The organism is Janthinobacterium sp. DSP2-3-3, assembly GCF_049897325.1.
Lineage (GTDB): Bacteria > Pseudomonadota > Gammaproteobacteria > Burkholderiales > Burkholderiaceae_D > Janthinobacterium.
This window is the reverse complement of sequence record NZ_JAFCWA010000001.1, coordinates 273,877-291,448: the sequence shown is the minus strand read 5'-3', so window position 1 is coordinate 291,448 and position 17,572 is coordinate 273,877. Positions and strand designations below refer to the sequence as shown.

Below are 17,572 nucleotides of genomic sequence, written 5' to 3'. Positions count from 1 at the left end.
CGAATCATGCAACGCCTGTTGCTGCTGTGTCTTGTCCTGGTCCACCTGCATGCGGGCGCCGCGCCGGCGGGCGTCATCCTGCTGTGGACCGGCGTGCCGCCCGGTGGCGCGGCGCCCGGGCCGCAGCGCGACAGCGCCAAAGGCTCCATCACGCAGGTCGAGCAACCGTATCTGCTGGTGCACCGCCCGGCGCGTCCGAACGGCACGGCCATTCTGCTGATCAGCGGCGGCGGCTATGCGCATATCGAGGCGGGCAAGGAAAGCGGCCCGGCCGCCAGTTGGCTGCAGGCGCAGGGCATCACGGCGTTTGAACTCGTGTACCGTTTGCCGCGGGAGGGCGGCGGTGTGGCCGCGCCATTCCGGGATGGCCAGCGCGCCATGCGCGTGATCCGCGCGCGGGCGGCCGAATGGGGCATCGATGCGGCGCGCATCGGCATCCTGGGTTTTTCCGCCGGCGCGCACCTGGCCGGCATGACGGCCGTCCAGCCCGATGCAGTCTTGTATGCGCCCGTCGATGCGATGGATGGGGTATCTGCGCGGCCCGACTTTGCCGTGCTGCTGTACCCCGTGCTGACCATGCAGCGGCCATTCGACACGACGCATGCGAAGAAAGAGTTGCTGGGAAGTCAGCCCACGCAGGCGGCGCGCGATGCGCTATCGGTGGAGCGGCACGTCGATGCGCGCACGCCGCCCACATTTATCGCGCAGGCGCTGGACGATCCGGTTGCGCCGCCCGAGAACAGTATATTGATGGCAGCGGCACTGCGCCGCGCGGGCGTGCCTGTCGAGTTGCAGCAGTTCCAGAGCGGCGGCCATGGCTGGGGCCTGGGCAAGCCGGGCAGCGCACCGGCCGTCTGGCCGCAGTTGCTGCTGGCGTGGCTGCAGGTACATGGCTGGATGGCTCAGCCGGCGGGCTGAGCTTCCAGGTCGCGTCGCGCCACCTCCAGCGCCGCCTGCAGCTGCGGCAGGAATGGCTCCACATTATCGAGCTGGCCATTCGAGGCCAGGGTTTCCATCTGGTGGCACAGGCTGTGCAGGGTGGGGCGGCTCAGGTAGCCGGCGCTGCCTTTCAAGGCATGGAAGGCGGCCGCGGCCGCGCTGGCGTTGCCATCGCGCACGGCGTGGCACGCCAGGTCCAGGCGCCGCGGGGCTTCCATCAGGAACGCTTGCGCGATGCGCTGCAAGTGCTGCGGCGACAAGCCTGCCAGCGGCAGGATGTGCACGGGCGCCGTCATGGGATCGGCCGGCGCCGGCGTTTCCGCCTGCGCCGGGATGCTGGCGTCATCCAGGCCGAACTGGCGCGCCAGGGTATCGTCCGCGGTGGGCATGGCCGGTGGCAGTGCGTGGCCGCGCGCCAGCAGCAGGTCGATGATGGCGTCGATTTTCCTGAACAGCAGCGTTTCGTCGACAGGCTTGCTGAGGAAGTCGTCCATGCCGGCGGCCAGGTAGCGTTGCCGGTCATGTTCGCTGGCGTTGGCCGTCAGCGCGAGGATGGGAATCTGCGCGTCGGGAATCGGGAATTGGCCGTTGCCGCCGTTGCGGATCAGGCGCGCGGCCTGTTCGCCATCCATCAGCGGCATGCGGCCATCCATCAGCACGCAGTCGTAGGCGCCCGTGCCCAGCGCATGCAGCGCCAGCTCGCCGTTTTCCACGATGGTCACGTCATGTCCCATGCCTTCCAGCAGGGTGCCGATGATGATCTGGTTGGTGCGCACGTCTTCGGCGCACAGGATGCGCAGGCGGCAGGCATGGCGCGCCTGGCGTGTCGGCCGACGCGCGTCGGCTGCCGGCGCGCTGCCGTCCAGCAACGGCAAGGTGAAATGGAAGCGCGAGCCGATGCCGACACGGCTTTCCACGCCGATCGTGCCTTGCATCAGTTCAACCAGTTCCTTGCAGATGGCCAGGCCCAGGCCGGTGCCGCCGTAGCGGCGCGTGGTGGAATGGTCGGCCTGCTCGAATTTCTGGAACAAACGCGGCAAGGTGTCCGCGTCGATGCCGGGGCCCGTATCGCTGATGATGAAGTCGATGTCGCTGCGGCCATCGCGGCGCGGCGGCGTGCGGGCGCGCCGCACTTCCAGCAGCACTTCGCCATTCGCCGTGAATTTCAGTGCGTTTCCCAGCAGGTTGATGAGGATTTGCCGCAGGCGCGTGGGATCGGCGCGTACGTAGCGCGGCAGGTCCAGCGCCAGTTCGCGGCGCAGCAGCAGGCTCTTGGCGTCGGCCTGGCCCTGCACGATGCCTGCCGCGTCGCCGATCAGCGCCAGCAAGTCGAAGTCCAGCGTTTCCAGGGTCAGCTTGCCCGCGTCGATCTTCGAGAAATCGAGGATGTCATTCAGAATGGTCAATAGCGAGACGCCATTGTGCAGGCCGATGCGCAGGTATTCCTGCGTGCGGCCTTTGACGGACTGGTCGCGCAGGGCGAATTTCAGCATGCCGATCACGCCGGCCAGCGGCGTGCGGATGTCGTGGCTCATGGCCGACAGGAAGTCGATGCGGTGACGGCTGACCACTTCCGCGTGCTCCTTGGCCTTCAGCAGGGCATCGTTGCTGAGGGTCAGCGCCAAGGTCCGTTCCTGCACGCGCTGTTCCAGGTTGTTGCGCAGCAGGCGGATCTGGTCGGCCAGGGCAAAGGCCAGCAGCAAGCCGTCGAGCGTGCCGCCGAGCAAGGTCACCAACTGGGCATTGGCCACCATCGCCGGCATCAGGCCCAGGTTGGCCGGCAAGATGAGGAAGCCGGGCAGCATCAGGGCGACGAAGGCCAGCACGAAGAAGCGCGCCGGCTGGTAGCCGCGGCACCAGACGACGATGCCGCAGATGAGGGCGAGCAGCATCCAGATGCTGATGGCGATGGTGGCCAAGGTGTGCGCATACGACAGGGCGAAGAAGCAGCTGGGCAAGAGCAGCAGGGGCAGCACCAGGTTGACCTTGCTGATGCGATACAGCAGCGGCGAGTAGTCACGCAGGTGCAGGAAATGCGTGTAGAACAGGGTGCTGAAGACGGGCAGCAGGAAAAACGGCACGTAATGCAGTTGCAGCAGGTGCCAGTCGAACAGGTCGGCAAAGACGTGGAAGGTCATGGCCCAGGCCAGGCCATACGTCAGCACGTACAGCGCGTAATAGGCCGAGGCTTTTTCCAGGGTGATGGAAAAGATGAAAAAATTGAACAGGCCCAGCGCCAGCAGGGCGCCAATGGAAGCGACCATCAGGAAGTTTTCCTTGCCCACCAGCTTGCGGTAGTCCTGCTGCGTCGTCACGCCGAACAGGGGCGCGCGCGCGTAATAGGGGCTGGAAAAGCGAATCAGGATGTCATACGTGGCACCCGGCGCCAGCTGCACGTTCCTGCCGTAGTGCAGTAAATACTCGTGCGGGCGCTGGTAGCCCGTCAGCAAGGTGTGCGGCGCCGTGTGCGGTCCGGGGCCATACACGTGCAGGTCGACCAGGTCGATCAGGGTGTCGTTCGGGTCGATGACCCAGGCCGCCACGCTGCTGTCGTTGCGTACCCGCGCATGCAGCCAGTAGGCGCCGCCGAACAGGTCGACCTGGTCGGCCGGGCGCTGGCGCGCCAGCCAGGCGGGCAGGGCGGCGGCATCGGCCGGCGCGGCGTCATTTCCGGCGAAAAACAGTTGCCCGCCGCTGCCCAGGTGCTGGATGCCTTGCTCGCTCAGGGGCAATGTGGATGCCTGCGCCGCGCCCGCCCAGCCCAGCACGCCGAACAGCAGGCCGCACAGAAGCGGCCAGCCGCATAGCCAGGCGCTGACGCGGGAGCAGGAAGCGCGGTGGCGGGATGGGGGCGGGTGGGCTGGCATCGATGAGTGTGGTGATGGTCGCGTGGGAACTGGCGGCAACGCCGTTTGCTGTAGAGTACCCATTTTAATCGACTCTCGGTGACACACGGGCATTCATCTCCTGCCGGCATGGCGCCCGCTCCGGTATCATGGCGCCTTTTGCCTGCGAGTCCTCCATGCTCAGTCCCGACCAGTTCCTGGCCTTCCTTGCCGCCGCCGTCCTCATTACCGCCAGTCCCGGCCCCGACAACCTGATGGTGCTGGGCGTGGGCATGTCGCGCGGGCGCCGTCAGGGCATGGCGTTCGGCCTGGGCTGCGCCCTCGGCTGCCTCACGCACACGCTGCTGGCGACCATCGGCGTGTCGGCCCTGCTGGCCGCCTCGCCCACCGCATTGACCGCGCTGAAAGTGGTTGGCGGCCTGTACCTGGTGTGGCTGGGCATCGGCGCCTTGCGCAGCCGTGGCGGCGCCAGAGTCGATGGCGCGGCGGCCTTGCCCGACGAATCGCTGCTGCGCCTGTTCGGCAAGGGTTTGTTTGCCAACAGTATCAATCCGAAAGTCGTGCTGTTTTTTCTCTCGTTCCTGCCGCAATTCATCGTCGCGGGCCAGGGCAATGCCAGCTGGCAGACGGCGCAGCTGGGCCTGGTCTTCACGGCGCAGGCTTGCGTGCTGTTCGGCCTGCTCGGCTATTTTTCCGGCGCCGTCGGACTGTGGCTCAACCGCCGCCCGCGCGCCGGCCTGTGGCTGGACCGCGTAGCCGGCACCATCTTCATCGGCCTGGGTTTGCGCCTGATCCTCGCGCGCTGACGTCGTGCCGGGCGGTAATGCGGAACGCCAGTTCCATCTGGTCCTGCACGGCCATGGCGCCGCCCAGGATGGCGAACGGCACGATGCCGAAGTCGCTCTGTTTTAACAGCAGGTTGCCGTTGGCTTGCAGGCTGCGCCCATCGGCCGCTAACGCTATCTGCACCGGCAGTTGCAGCGTGCGCGTCACGCCATGCAGGGTGATAGCGGCGTCGAGCACCTCGCCGTTGCCCGCGCGCCGGGCGTCAATGCGCACCCACGGATAACGCTCGGCCTCGAGCACGCGCACCAGCATGTTGTGGCGCGTGCCAGCGATGGCGTCGGCCGACGGCGTCGTCGTCAGGCCGGCCGCCTGGCGCAAGCTTTCTTCATCCACACTCATCTCATCCAACCGGAACTGGAATTGCGCGCGTCCCAGCGCGGGCGCCACCACGCCTTGCAAGGTGCGGCTGGCGATCACGTGGTCATGCCCCAACCGCGCCAGCGCGCCGCCGCGCCGCACGGTGATGGTCAGCAGGGATTCCAGCGGGGCGATGTGCAAGACATGCACGCCCGGCTGCTGCCACAGGGGCGCCTGCATGGCTGGTGCCGTTACTGGCGCGGCTGGCAGCGAGGCGGCGGGCGGCGGGGCGAACGGGGTGCAGGCCGCGAGCAAGGTGCAGGCGTAGGCCAGCAGCGCGCGGCGGTGGGCATGTGGCATCAATGAGGACTCCTGACAAAGGGGTGGCAACGGTGGTGGCGCAGGGCGCGATGCGGCGATAGTAAGCGATCCGGGCACCGGCGCGCTAGCCGGATAGCGTGCGCGGCCGTTTTGCAAGATCAATTCGTCTTGCCGCATGCCCTGTCTTGCAGGGCAGCAGACATGAATGCAGTGAGTTGGTATTCAAGCAGGCGCTGGAAAATGACTCTGCTGCAGCGCAGGATCGAATAATGGAATGCTGATCATGGAAGGGAAATGTGTATTGAAATAATTACTGATAATCAAAATTAATAATTTCTTTTGAAAAACAAACTATGTGTTTGATAGTTTCACATCATTGCATAAATGATAATTTAAATATGATGTCGAGCTAATCAGTATGCGGCAGAAAAGAGAATATCAGCGAAACTACACGATTAATTTGATCAATGTGTTGCGAAATATCAACGAGATAATTTAATTTCTTTGTTGGAAACAAAAAAACCACTGTTGTCGTACGCTTGAACTGTTACTTGTTCATATAATCATGACAAATAAATGTCATTTTTATATTGGTCTGCACCTTGCAGCGGTACATTTCTTAGCGAACAACATGATCAAAACACTCCAGGAAACGGCAGGCCGTTCCGGCCGCCATGCAGCTTTTTTGTCCGCCGGACGCTACATGGGGATGCTGACCGCGATCGTCCACCGCGCCCGCTTGCCTGACCTTTCCAGGTGGCATGTCATACCGCTGCTGCTCGCTTCCTTGCTGCTGGGCGCCACCGCGCCCGCCCGTGCGCAAGTGCTGTGGGAGGATTACCGGGGAATTTCGCGGGTGCCGGCCAATCCCGCCTTGCCCAATTACGACAACAGCTTTAACGCGGGCAGCACGGGTCGCCTGGCCAGTTTGGCGGCGCTGGCTGTCAATCCCGCCGTCAATGCGGCGCGCATGGGCACCTCGCCGCAGCTGGACTGGGCCAATGGCACGCCCGCCAATCCTGCGCAGTTATGCAACCTCGACACGCAGCAAACGTCGGCTGCCTGCCAGGCCTGGATCATGGGTCGCGTGATGTACACGCTGGTGGTGTTTCCGCAGGCGGGCAATTACAAATTCAGCGTCTCGCACGACGATGACGTGAAAGTCGATTTCTCGACCCAGTATTCGACCAATTACCGCAATGCCGTGTACAACGTGCCCGTGGGTAGCGTGGCCGAATATTCGAATAATGAAACGGATTTCCAGAATTTGGCCGGCAATTTCAATAGCGCCACGCCCGGTGGCTGTTATCTGGCCCGCGTCCTGTGGAATAACGTGGGCGGCATCAATTATTTGCACATGCGTTGGACGCGTCCTGACAATGTGACGGAAATTATTCCCGCAGCGCAATTGCGCGACCCCAGCCTGGCCAGTTCCTATGCCAATTGCACCAATAGCAAGACCGACCTGGCCGTCGGCAAGGTGGGCCCGGCGCAGTTCTCTGTCGGCAAGCCCTTGAGCTATACCATGAAAGTGTGGAACCGCGGCCCGGCCCTGAGCACGGGCGCCACTTTCAGCGATGTGCTGCCGGCCAGCTTGAGCAACGTCAGCTGGACGTGCGCCGCCAGTGGCAGCGCTTCCTGCGGCACGAAAACCTCGGGTTCGGGCAGCAACAGCGTCAGCATTACCATGGGCAACCTGCCCGTGAATGCGGCCGTCAGCAACCCCACCACGGGTTCCTACCTGACGGTGACGATCACGGCCACGCCGGGCGACGCCGCCAGTATCGTGAATACGGCCAGTGTGACCGTCTCGCCCAATGAAACGGATAGTGATCTCAGCAACAACAGCAGCAGCAGCATGGCCACGGTCAGGACAAATACCTTGACGGTGCTCAAGGTATTGACGCCCGCCAGCGACAGCGGCCTGTTCATCATGAATGCCAACGGCACGGCGGGCGTGCAGGGCGGCAACGGCGCCACGGCCAGCGCCGTCGTGCGCGCGGGCAACCTTGCAACGTTCGCGGAAAACGCGGGCACGGCCACCATCCTGGCGCAGTACCAGAGCAGCTACAGTTGCGTGCGTACGGATACGGCCGCTGTCATTTCCAGCGGCGCGGCCAACGCGGGTAACTTCACCATGCCCGAGGCGCCCGTCACGTGTACCATCAGCAACCGCCGCCTGCAGGCGGACATGCAAGCCGTCACGACGGTGCCAGCCGGTCCCTACAATGCCGGTGCCCCTGTGACGGTGACGGGCGTGTGCACGAATAACGGCCCCGACAACGCGGCCGCCCCCACCTGCGTGATGAGCGGCTTGCCAGCCGGCGCCACGGCCAGTTGCAGCGCACCCGTGGCGCCCTTCATTCCCGGCTCGCGCATCAATTGCAGCTCCACCTTCAACCTGCCCGCCAGCGGCAGCCTGACGATCACCACGACGGCCGGCGCCACCACGCTGGACCCCATCCCCGCAAATAATGTGGACAGCGATACCCTGGGAATCGTCAGTCCGCTCGTGCGCGTGCAAAAAAGCGTCGACAAGAGCAGCGCCTTCATCGGCGACAGCGTGCAGTGGACCTTGACGGCGAACAATACCGGCACGGGCGCCACCACGGCGGCCCTGACCCTCGTCGATACCCTGCCGGCCAACTTGGCCAGCATCGTCATCACGCCCACGGCGCCCGCGACCTGCGCGCCGCTGGCCGGCAATACCGTCACCTGCACGGTAGCGGCCGGCCTGGCGTCGGGCGGTAGCGCCCAGGTCAGCATCACTGGCGTGCCGACAGCGGCCGGCAATTTCGTCAACAGCGTAGCGCCGTCCGGCGGCAATGGCGCCAGCTGCGCCACGGCCGGCGCCTGCCAGACCACCACTGTCGTCAGCAAGGCGCTGGTGGACGTGACTACCACCCTGAACGGCTTTCCCGGTTCGACGAATGCGGGCGATGCCATCAGCGGCACAGTCACCTATCGCAACATGGGGCCGGGCACTGCCGAGAACGTGACGTACACGCTGCAGTTGCCGCCAGGCTTGACGGGCGTGTCCGTGGGCGGCGTGACAGGCGTGTACAACGCGGGCACGGGCTTCATTACCCTGTCCGGCCTGCCGCCGAATCTGCTGGCCGGGCAGGGCGTCACCTTTAATCTCAGCTATACGCAGCCCGCCTCGAACAGTTCGTTTGTCACCAGCGTGGTCGGCACCTCCTCGGTCGAAGTGGCCAACGACTTGCCGAATACGGCCACCGTGATGGTGCCGGGGCCGAACGTGCGCGTCACCAAGGTGGCCGACAAGCTGACGGCGAATGTGGGCGAGAACATCACGTGGACGATCACTGCCAGCAATACGGGCAATATCGCCAACCAGGGCCTGGTTTCCCTTGCCGATTTGTTGCCGGCCAACTTGGTGGTGACGAGCGTGGTGGCGGCGCCGGGCGTGACGTGCCCGCCGCTGGCCAGCTGGGTGGCGTCGAGCACCCAGACCTGCACCATCGCCGCCGGCCAGCTGGCGGCCCTCAACGGCAGCCGCACCATTACCATCACGGCGCACGCCACGGCGGGCGGCAGCCTGGCGAACCGCATCATGCCGAGCGGACCCGATAATCCGTCTTGCGCCACGGCGGAAAACTGCCGCACGGTCACCTCGATCACCAGCCCCAAGGTGGCGCTGACGAAAACCGTCGACCATGCCAGCATCAATATCGGCGCCAGCCTGACCTGGAGCGTCACGGCGACGAATAGCGGCGATGGCGTGAGCACCGCGCCCATCACGCTGACCGATACCTTGCCGGCCAATCTGGTGGGCTTGAACGTGGCGCTGGTCGGCAGCGCCACCTGCGCCGTACCGGTAGGCAATATCCTCACCTGCACGGTGCCGGCCGGCTTGGCAGCGAACGGCGGCGTCGCCGGCTTCACCGTCACGGCCCAGCCTGCGGCGGCGGGTACCTACAATAACAGCGTCGTGCCGACTGGCGCCGACAATCCTGCGTGCGCCACGACTGCCGGCTGCGCCACCACCAGCACGGTGACCAGCCCCAGCGTGGCCGTGACGAAAGGCGTCGACAAGACCACGGTCAATCTCGGCGACACCATCACGTGGACGCTGAAAGCCATCAACAGCGGCAGCGGCCCGACGAATGGTGCCATTACCCTGACGGACAGCTTGCCCGCGAACGTGGGCGCGCTGCAGATATTGCCCGTGGCGCCCGCCAATTGCGGCGTGCCTGTGGGCAACACCCTGACCTGCACCGTGCCGCCAGGGCTGGGCAGTGGCATGCAGGCGACAGTGCTCATCAAGGCCGTGGCAAATGCGCCCGGCACGGTGGCCAACAGCCTCGTGCCGAGCGGCATCGACAATCCCGCGTGCGCCGCGCCGGCCAATTGCCAGACCACCACCAGCGTCACCAGCCCGAACGTGGCGGTGAAGAAAAGCGTCGACAAGGCCAGCGTCAACGTGGGCGACACCATCACGTGGATCTTAACGGTGAGCAATAGCGGCACGGGCGCCAGCACGGGCATCGTCACGCTGGCCGACACCTTGCCGGCCGGCCTGGCGAACATCGTCGTCAGCCCGCAGGTGCCAGCTAGCTGCGCGCCAGTGGCGGGCCAGAACCTGACCTGCAGCGTGCCGGTCGGCCTGGCACCCGGCGCCTCGGTGAAGGTCATTGTCAGCGCCACTGCCACCCTGGCCGGGGCCGCCGTCAACAGCGTGCTGCCATCGGGGCCAGACAACCCCGCCTGCGTGCTGCCCGGCGACTGCGGCACCACCACCACGGTGGTCAAGCTGCTGGTCGACGTCACCACCACCCTGAACAATTTCCCGCCGAATACCCTGGCGGGCGACACGATTTCCGGCACCGTCACCTACGCCAACGTGGGACCGGGCCCGGCCGAAGGCGTGACATACACTCTGCAGCTGACGCCGGGCTTGAGCAACGTCACCTTGACGGGCGCCGTGGGCAGCTACAATCCCGCCACGGGCGTCGTGACCCTCAGCGGCTTGCCCGCCAGCCTGGCGAATGGCCAGAGCACCAGCTTCAATGTCAGTTATACGCAGCCGGCCGACAACCTGTCGATGGTGACGTCAACCATCGCCACCACCTCGGTGGAGGTGGCGAACCAATTGCCGAACACGGCCATGGCAACCGTGCCCGGCCCCATCATCCGCGTGACGAAACTGGCCGACAAGTCCACGGCCAACGTGGGCGAGACGATCACGTGGACCATCATGGCCACGAATACGGGCAGCTTGGCCAACCTGGGCGTGGTGACCCTGACCGATATCCTGCCCGCCAACGTGGTCGTGCTGTCCGTCACGCCGGGCACCGGCGTCAGCTGTCCGCCACTGGCCAGCTGGCTGGCCAACAGCGCGCAAGCGTGTACCGTCGCGGCCGGCCAGCTGGCTGCCGTGAGTGGCAGCCGCAGCATCGTCATTACAGCCAGGGGCACGGCCGGTGGCAGCCTGGGCAACAAAGTCTTGCCGAGCGGCCCCGATAATCCCGCCTGCGCGCAGGCAGCTTCCTGCCAGACCAGCACCACCATCCTCAGCCCGCAAGTGGCCGTGCATAAAAGCGTCGACAAGAGCAATATCAATGTCGGCGACGCGCTGACCTGGACCATTGCCGTGGCCAATACGGGCACGGGCGCCACCATGGGCGTCATCACCCTGACCGACACCTTGCCGGCCAATCTGACCCTGTGGCAAGTGCTGCCAGCGTCGCCCGCCACCTGTGCGGTGCCGAGCGGCAATCAGCTGGTGTGCTCGATTCCTGCCGGCATGGCTGCAGCTTCCACGCTGAATATCGTCGTCAAGGGCGTGGCTAATGCGGCCGGCGCCTACGTCAATACTGTCGTGCCGAGCGGCCCCGACAATCCCATCTGTCTGCAGCCCGGCGATTGCAGCACGACCAGCACGGCCGTGAAACTGTTGGTCGACGTGACGACTACCCTGAACGGCTTCCCCGGCAGCACGCAAGCGGGCGACATGATCGTCGGCACGGTCAATTTCAGCAATATCGGTCCCGGGCCGGCCGAAGGCGTGACGTACAGCCTGCAGCTGGCGCCCGGACTGGCCGGCGTGAACTTCAGCGGCGTGACAGGCAGCTACAACGCAGGCTCAGGCCTGGTGACCTTCAGCGGCGTGCCGGCCACTTTGGCGCCGGGGCAGGGCTTCAGCTTCCAGCTCAGCTACATCCAGCCGGCCAGCAATCTGTCGACCGTGGTCAGCCGCATTGCCACGACGTCGACAGAAGTGCCGAACGACCAGCCCAACGTGGCGACCGTCACCATGCCCGGCTCCATCATCCTCGTCAGCAAGACGGCCAACAAGGCCGTGGCGAACGTGGGCGAGGAAATTATCTGGACGATTACGGCCAGCAACACGGGCAGCCTGGCCAACCAGGGCGCCGTCATTTTGACGGACTTGCTGCCGGCCAATATCATCGTCACCAATGTGGCGCCCGACAGCGGCGTCACCTGTCCGCCGCTGGCCAGCTGGGTGGCCAACAGCAGCCAGAGTTGCAGCGTGGCCATCGGCCAGTTGGCGGCCGGTAATGGCCAACGCCAGATTGTGCTGACCGGCAAGGCCAGCGCGGGCGGCACCTTGGCCAACCAGGTCATGCCAAGCGGCCCGGACAATCCAGCCTGCTTCCAGGCCAGCAGTTGCAAGACGCAAACCAGCATTACCAGCCCCAGCCTGGCGCTGAGCAAGAGCGTCGACAAGCTAGCCCTGAATATCGGCGACAGCCTGACGTGGACGGTCACCCTGGCCAACAGCGGCACAGGGGCTAGCACGGCCATCGTCACCATCACCGATACCTTGCCGGCCGGCTTGGCGAATATTGTCGTCACGCCCGCCGCGTCCGTCACCTGCGCGCCGCTGGCCGGCAATATCCTTACGTGCAGCGTGCCGGCCGGCCTGGCCGCCGGCGCCAATGCTACGCTGCAAGTGACGGCGCGCGCCGCCGCAGCAGGCAGTCTCGTCAATGGCGTCAGCGCCAGCGGCACGGATAATCCTTTCTGCTTGCAGGCGGGCGACTGCAGCACCACCAGCACTGTCAGCGCGCCCTTGCTGAACGCCAGCAAGAGCGTCGACAAGACGGCGGCCAACGTGGGCGATACCCTCGTGTGGACCTTGACCTTGCGCAATATCGGCAGCGGTCCCAGCACGGCCATCGCCACCCTGGCTGATACCCTGCCTGCGGGCCTGGCGAATGTGCTGGTGACGCCAACGGCACCCGTCACCTGCGCCGCGCCGGCGGGCAATGTCGTCAGCTGCAGCGTGCCTGCCGGCCTTGCCGCCGGCGCCAGCGCCAGTGTGAAACTGAGCGCCACGGCGACCTTGTCGGGCAGCCTCGTCAATACACTGCTGCCGGGAGGGGGGGACAACCCCGTTTGCGCCACCCCGGGCGATTGCCAGACCACCACGGTGGTGTCGAAACTGCTGGTGGACGTGACCACCACCCTGAACGGTTTTCCCGCCAGCAGCAATGCGGGCGACGCCATCCGTGGCGTGGTGACGTTTGCCAACGTGGGTCCTGGCGTGGCGGAAACAATGAGCTACAGCTTGCAGCTGGAAGCGGGCCTGAGCGGCGTTTCCGTCAGCCCCGTCAGCGGCGCGCCCGGCATCAGCGGCGTCTACAACAGCGGCACGGGCCTGTATGTGCTGAGCGGCTTGCCGGCCACCCTGATCAGCGGGCAGAGCGCCAGCTTCAACCTGTTCTACACGCAGCCGGCCAGCAACAGCTCGCGCATCAGCAGCGTGGTGGGCACCAGTTCCACGGAAATTGTCAACGACTTGTCGAATACGGCGACGACGAACTTGCCGGGTCCTGTGATCCGCGCCAGCAAGATGGTCGACAAGGTGAACGCGGCCGTGGGCGACATCCTGACCTGGACCATTACGGCGACGAACACGGGCAACTTGCCGAATCAAAACCCGGTCGTCGTCAGCGATGTGCTGCCTGCCAACATTGTCGTGCTCAGCGTGACGCCTGACGCGGGCGTGAGCTGCCCGCCGGCCGCCAGCTGGACGGCTGGCAGTGTGCAGGCATGCACGGTTGCGGCAGGTCAATTGCTTGCCACCAATGGCAGCCGCAAGGTCGTCATCACGGGCCGCGGCACTGCGGGCGGAAGCCTGTCGAATCGTGTCTTGCCCAGCGGTGGCGACAATCCCGCCTGCGAACAGGCCAGCGCCTGCCAAGCTACGACGGCCCTCGTGGCGCCGCAAGTGACGGTGCGCAAGAGCGTCGACAAGAGCAATGTCAGCGTGGGCGACTTGCTGACCTGGACCATTACTGCCAGCAATGGCGGCACGGGCGCGACCAAATCCGCCATCGTGCTGACCGACAACTTGCCAGCCGGCGTCAGCGGCGTGCAAGTGGTTTCCACACAGCTGGCCACTTGCGCGCCCGTGGCCGGCAATATCGTCACGTGCAGCGTGACGGCCGGCCTGGCGCCGGGTGGACAGGCGCAAGTGGTGCTGCGCGCCACGGCCAGCGCGGCTGGCGTGCTGCAGAACACGGTGTTGCCAAGCGGTCCGGACAATCCTGTCTGCGTGCAGGCGGCGGACTGCAGCACCAGCACCACGGCCATCAAGCTGCTGGTCGACGTGACTACCACCCTGAATGGTTTCCCCGGCAGCACCAGTGCCGGCGACCAGATCAACGGCATCGTCAGCTTCAGCAATGCCGGTCCCGGCACGGCCGAGAACGTGACGTACAGCTTGAAACTGGCACAGGGCCTGATGGGCGTGACCCTGAGCGGCGCGGCCGGCAGCTATGACGCCATCAGCGGCATGCTGACGGTGACGGGCTTGCCCGCCAGCCTGGCGCCCAATGAGCTGCACAGTTTTGGCCTGTCCTACATCCAGCCGGCCAGCAATGTCTCGACCATCGTCAGCCTCATCGCCACCAGCTCGACGGAAGTGCAGTACGACTTGCCGAACACGGCCACGGTAACCATGCCGGGCCCCGTCATTCGCGTCAGCAAGACGGCCAACCGCGGCAGCGCCAACGTGGGCGACAGCATCATCTGGACCATCACCGCCGTCAACAGCGGCGGCGTGGCCAACCAGGGCGTGGTAACCCTGGCAGATATCCTGCCACCGAACCTGACGGTGCTGGCGGTCAATGCCGACGCTGGCGTGACGTGCCCGCCGCTGGCGAACTGGCTGCCGAACAGCGTGCAAAGCTGCAGCATTGCTGCTGGTCAATTGGCTGTCGGTAATGGCACGCGCAGCGTGCGCGTGACGGCCACGGGCACGCTGGAAGGCGTGCTGTCAAACCGCGTGATGCCGAGCGGGCCAGACAATCCAGCTTGCGTGCAGGCGAACAACTGCGAGTCCAGTATCGTGCTAACGGGACCTAAAGTTGCAGTGCGCAAAAGCGTCAACCGCCTCAGCGCCAATGTGGGCGACACCGTCGTGTGGACCATCACGGCCAGCAATACGGGCAGCGGCCCCACGCGCGCCGTCATGACCCTGATCGATACCTTGCCGGCCGGCCTGACGAATGTGGTGCTCACGCCTGTGCGCGCCGCCTGCGCACCCGTGGCCGGCAATGTGCTGAACTGCAGCGTACCTGCCGGCCTGATCGGCAATGGCGGCGAAGCCAGCGTGGAAGTGTCGGCCACCGTTACCCAGGCGGGCACGGCGCTCAACCGCGTCGTGCCTTCCGGGCCCGACGCCCCGCTGTGCCTGGCCCCAAGCGATTGCCAGACCAGCACCAATGTGACCAGCCCCAGCGTGATGGTGAAAAAAGTCGCGGACAAGGCCAACGCCAGCATCGGCGACACCGTCAGCTGGACTATCACGGCCACCAACAGCGGCAGCGGTGCCACCACGGCAACCATTACGCTGACGGACGACTTGGCCGCCAGCCTGACGGAGATCGTCGTCACGCCCGCCGCGCCCACCACTTGCGCGCCGCTGGCCGCGAACAAGCTGGTGTGCACGGTGCCTGCCGGCCTGGCGCCGAACGCCGTGGCCGCCGTCACGCTGAGTGCGAAAGTGGCCGCCAGCGGCACCCTGAGCAACACCATCGTGCCCGCCGGTACCGATTTGCCACGTTGCGCGCAGGCATCTGATTGCATGGCCGTTACGGAGGTGGCCAACCCGGCCGTCGGCGTGGCGCTGGGCGTGGGCAAAGTGACCCAGCTGTCGGCCAAAGTCTTCAATGTGCCGTACACGGTGGTGATCCGCAACGTGGGCAAGGGCGCGGCGCAGAATGTGCAGGCGCTCGACAGCCTGCGCGCCGCCTTCCCTGAACCCGTCACGTGCCGCATCGTCGCGCCACCTGCCGCGCCCGCCATTGGCGGCAGCCGGCAACTGGCCGTCAATCCGGGCTTTACGGGCGGTTGCGGCGGCAACGACTTGCGTTTGCTCAACGGTGATACGGCACTGGGCGAGGGCGAGTTGAGCGTCATCACTTTCAGCGTGGAAATTACGGTGCAGGATACAACTTTGCCGCAGTACAACAACAGCGTGTTTGCCAGCGCGCTGGGCGGCAATCTCGCCAACGCTGGCGGCGTCATCAGCGTGCCACCGGCCCCGGCTGCCGGCGTCATCGCCGCCAACCCAGCCTACACGCCGCCCGTGGGCAGCCTGGTGTTTGACGCTTCCAACAATGGCGGCAGTCATGCGGGCGCCGTGGCCACGGCAGCCGACGTGGCCGCGCTGGCGGAAAAGGTCGATCCCAACCGCAACGGCAATGCCTCGGATACCGTGGGCGGTGTGCCGTTCACGGGCGAAGATACGCCCACGCCCGTGGTGTTGCTGCGCCAGGTGGTCGATGTCATCAAGGCCGTGTCGGCACAGCAGCAAGTTGACGCCAGCAAGTTCGAGATCAGCTACACGGTGCAGGCGGCCAACCGCTATCCTGCAGGCTATCCGACCTCGACCATGGTGCAGGTGGCGGAAAACCTGAGGGCCGTCTTCCCCACGGCCACCAGCGTCACCTTCAAGCCGGGCAGCCTGGCCGTCACGGCGCGGCCCGCCAGCGCCACGGCTTGCGTCGCGAATGGCGACTTCAACGGCGCCACCGTTTTTGGCCTGTTGACTGGCAAGGGCGACTTGCAGCCGCAGGAAAGCTGCAACATCGTTTTCACGGTGCTGGTCGACTTTGGCAGCGTGGCCGCGATTCCCACCGTGCCGCAGCTGAACCAGGTGTATGCGAGCACCATGTTCGGCACGGATGGCGGTGGCATGAACATTGGCCACAGCTACAGCGGCACGGGGACGTCGACGACGCCAGTGGCGCCCGCCAGCGTGCTGGCCCTGGCCAGCTCGGCCGATACCTTGCTGCTGCCGGCCTCGCCTGGCGCCACGCCACCGAGCTTCACCCCCGTGGTGTTCAACACGACGGACAAGCCGATGTTGTTGATCAGCAAGAGCGTCAACAAGACCCAGGCCGAGATCGGCGACAGCCTGCAGTACACGATCGAGGTGAAGAATACGGGCGTGGCGACGGCGTTTGGCGTCAGCGTGCTCGATAAGCTGCCGGCCGGTTTCCGCTACATCGACGGCACCACCACGCGCAACAATGTGGCGCAGCCCGATCCGTCCGGCAAGCCGGGGCCGCAGCTGAGCTTCGAGCTGGAATCGCTGGCGCCGAACGCCAGCGCCAGCTTCCGCTACCGCCTGCGCGTGGGCGTCGGTTCGCTGCAGGGCGACGGCATCAACCGCGCCCAGGCATCGACCACCAACGGCCCACCCTCGAACGAGGCGCGCGCGAAAGTGAAAGTGACGGGCGGCGTGTTCACCACGGATGCCTGCATCGCCGGCAAGGTATTTGTCGACTGCAACAACAATCATGTGCAGGATGCGGAAGAACTGGGCATCCCCGGCGTACGCCTGTATATGGAGGATGGCACGAACTTCACCACGGACGTGGAAGGCAAGTACAGCTATTGCGGCATCACGCCGAATAGCCACGTCATCAAGGTCGATGGTGCAACGTTGCCGCGCGCAAGCCGCATGATGGAAGCGTCGAACCGCAACCTGGGCGATCCGCACAGCCTGTTCCTCGATACCAAGAACGGCGAGTTGCTGCGCGCCGATTTCATCGAAGGCTCGTGCTCGAATCCCGTGCTCGAGCAAGTCAAGGCGCGCCGCGCGCAGGGCGAAGTGCGCAGCGTGGAAAAGGAGGGCAGGGCGGGGCCGGGACTGAGTTTCAGCAGCCAGCCCGCCAGTGCGCCCGCGCAAGCGACGGACAGCGCCAACCAGCCTGTTGTCGCGCCGCGCACCCCCGCCGCCACGCCAGCCACGGGAGGCAGCCATGTGCAATAAGCCTTCATCCCATCACGTGACGCATGCCAATGCTGTTAAAGAGACACAG

5 protein-coding genes are annotated in these 17,572 nt (G+C 65.5%); 3 read left to right on the top strand and 2 right to left on the bottom strand.

The window, feature by feature from the left end; all coding sequences use genetic code 11:
- Positions 1-6 precede the first annotated feature (6 nt).
- Entirely contained in the window at positions 7-918 is a 912-nt protein-coding gene (locus tag ACP7DE_RS01435) for an alpha/beta hydrolase (protein WP_426070413.1), read from the top strand.
- Here the strand turns inward: ACP7DE_RS01435 and ACP7DE_RS01430 are convergent.
- The gene (locus ACP7DE_RS01430; RefSeq protein ID WP_426070412.1) at positions 903-3,806 is read right to left on the bottom strand and encodes an ATP-binding protein; all 2,904 of its coding nucleotides are present in this window, start codon (positions 3,804-3,806) and stop codon (positions 903-905) included. The two genes, ACP7DE_RS01435 and ACP7DE_RS01430, sit on opposite strands and share 16 nt — an antisense overlap.
- A gap of 155 nt (positions 3,807-3,961) precedes the next feature.
- Here ACP7DE_RS01430 and ACP7DE_RS01425 point away from each other — a divergent pair, with 155 nt between their 5' ends.
- Positions 3,962-4,591 carry a LysE family translocator gene (locus tag ACP7DE_RS01425; RefSeq protein WP_426070411.1) on the top strand — a complete coding sequence of 210 codons (630 nt, stop codon included), beginning with the start codon at positions 3,962-3,964 and terminating at the stop codon, positions 4,589-4,591.
- Here the strand turns inward: ACP7DE_RS01425 and ACP7DE_RS01420 are convergent.
- The gene (locus ACP7DE_RS01420; RefSeq protein ID WP_426070410.1) at positions 4,554-5,288 is read right to left on the bottom strand and encodes a YceI family protein; all 735 of its coding nucleotides are present in this window, start codon (positions 5,286-5,288) and stop codon (positions 4,554-4,556) included. The genes ACP7DE_RS01425 and ACP7DE_RS01420 overlap by 38 nt on opposite strands.
- Positions 5,289-5,880: 592 nt before the next feature.
- Here ACP7DE_RS01420 and ACP7DE_RS01415 point away from each other — a divergent pair.
- Positions 5,881-17,523 (top strand): hypothetical protein, encoded by an 11,643-nt coding sequence (locus ACP7DE_RS01415; RefSeq protein WP_426070409.1) that lies wholly within the window; start codon positions 5,881-5,883, stop codon positions 17,521-17,523.
- Positions 17,524-17,572: the final 49 nt, after the last annotated feature.

What these genes read in the sequence shown, in the direction of transcription:
- ACP7DE_RS01430 (WP_426070412.1), bottom strand. Translation starts at nt 3,806, where the DNA reads ATGCCAGCCCACCCGCCCCCATCCCGCCACCGCGCTTCCTGCTCCCGC.
- ACP7DE_RS01435 (WP_426070413.1), top strand. Translation starts at nt 7, where the DNA reads ATGCAACGCCTGTTGCTGCTGTGTCTTGTCCTGGTCCACCTGCATGCG.
- ACP7DE_RS01415 (WP_426070409.1), top strand. Translation starts at nt 5,881, where the DNA reads ATGATCAAAACACTCCAGGAAACGGCAGGCCGTTCCGGCCGCCATGCA.
- ACP7DE_RS01425 (WP_426070411.1), top strand. Translation starts at nt 3,962, where the DNA reads ATGCTCAGTCCCGACCAGTTCCTGGCCTTCCTTGCCGCCGCCGTCCTC.
- ACP7DE_RS01420 (WP_426070410.1), bottom strand. Translation starts at nt 5,288, where the DNA reads ATGCCACATGCCCACCGCCGCGCGCTGCTGGCCTACGCCTGCACCTTG.